The organism is uncultured Brevundimonas sp. (assembly GCF_963974615.1).
Lineage (GTDB): Bacteria > Pseudomonadota > Alphaproteobacteria > Caulobacterales > Caulobacteraceae > Brevundimonas.
Genome location: NZ_CAXBDH010000041.1, coordinates 1 through 1657 on the forward strand (window position 1 = coordinate 1; position 1657 = coordinate 1657).

Annotated in this window: 1 pseudogene; it reads right to left on the reverse strand. The window is 64.8% G+C overall.

Going from position 1 to position 1657, the window contains the following annotated elements:
• Window positions 1-31: 31 nt before the first annotated feature.
• Window positions 32-1584 (reverse strand): annotated as a pseudogene (locus AAC050_RS14565) (IS3 family transposase).
• Window positions 1585-1657 lie beyond the last annotated feature (73 nt).

The following is a 1657-nucleotide window of genomic DNA, read 5'->3' on the forward strand; positions in this document are numbered from 1 at the left end:
CGATGCCTGTCAAGCTTGTTGGAACCTGGAATCAGGCGGCTTCTAATCGCTGATCGCGTTGAACCAGCGGGTCTTCCCGGTCCGGGTTCAGCCAGACCGTCCGGCGCGGTGTCCAGTTCCGAGTGGAACCGCTCCACCGACCGGGATGTTGTCGTTTCGCCTCGGCATAGATGGCGTCTCGCCTGGCCAGCACTTCGTCATCCTGGCCAGCATGCCGCTCACCCGGGGTAACGAACCGTATCGCACTGTGGCGGTGCTCGTGGTTGTACCAGTGCACGAAGCCGGTCACCCACTGCTGCGCCGCTGTCAAGTTCTCGTAGCCGTCCACTGGGTAGTCGGGCCGGTACTTGCAGGTCCGGAACAGCGACTCCGAGAAGGCGTTGTCATTGGAGACTCGGGGGCGGCTGTACGACGGGGTGATGTTCAGCCGCTGCAGCGTCGCCTGGAGCGTCGAGCCCTTCATGGCGGAGCCGTTGTCGGCATGCAACACCAGCGGCTGGTTGATGCAGCCCTCGCGCAGCACGGCGCGCTGGATGACCTCGCTGCTGTTGGCCATGGACTCCTGGTCGAAGACCTCGGCATCGACGATCTTGCGGCTGTAGATGTCGACGATCATATAGAGGTAGTAGAACTGCCCACGCACCGGGGTCGGCAGGTACGTCACGTCCCAGCTCCAACAGGCATTTGGGCGCGTCACGCGGTGTCTCTGTGGATCACCCTTGGGACGCGGGGCACGAGCCCGGCCACGATGGTGCTGCTCGCCATGCGCCCGCAGGATGCGGTAATAGCTGGACTCTGACGCTACATAGAGGCCTTCCTCGTCCAGCAGTCGCGGCACGATCTGCCCCGGCGGCAGGCTGGCGAACTCGGGACGATGGCAGATCTCCAGCACCTGCTGACGCTCCTCAGGCGACAGCGCGTGGCGCGGGACAGGCCGCACGGCCTCAGGCCGGCGGTCCTGATCGCCCCGCACCCAGCGACGGTAGGTGTTGGTACCGATGCCGAGCTCTGCACAGGCAGCCTGCAGGCGGGCCCCTGCGGCGCGGGCTTCATCGATCAGCTCTACGGCGTCCTGGCGATCTGAAGTGCTGATCATTCGTCCTCGTCCCCCCAGATCGCTCGGGCCTTTTTTCTCAACGCCAGCAGCGCAGCGGTTTCCGCGAGAGCAGCCTCCTTGCGGCGGAGCTCACGTTTGAGCTCCTTGTTCTCCTGGCGCTCCGCCTTGCGGGCTTCGCTGACCTGCTTCGACGCGGCATCGCTCCGGTCATTGGCACCCTCGCAGCTCGCCCGCCAGCGCTGTATCTGCTCAGGGTAGAGTCCCCGCTGCCGGCAGTACTCCGCACGCTCGGCCTCGCTCAGGGCCGCCGTCTCCAGCACGGCGTGGAACTTGTCCTGTGAGCTCCAACCCTCAGGATCATCACTCTGGTCAGGCAGGAGACGGCCCGCTTGCCGAGCCTTCTTGCGCCAGGTGTACAGCGTTGCCGCGGAGATGCCTTCTTCCTGGGCCACCTCCGCCACCGTGCGGTTATGCGGCGGGAGCAGCTTCTTGAGGATGGCTTCCCGGCGCTCATCGGAGTACTTCATCGGAACCTCGTCACGCCCCACATCGTTCAGAGTCTAACAGCCGTTGACACTCCAACTAGCTTGACAGTGGGGG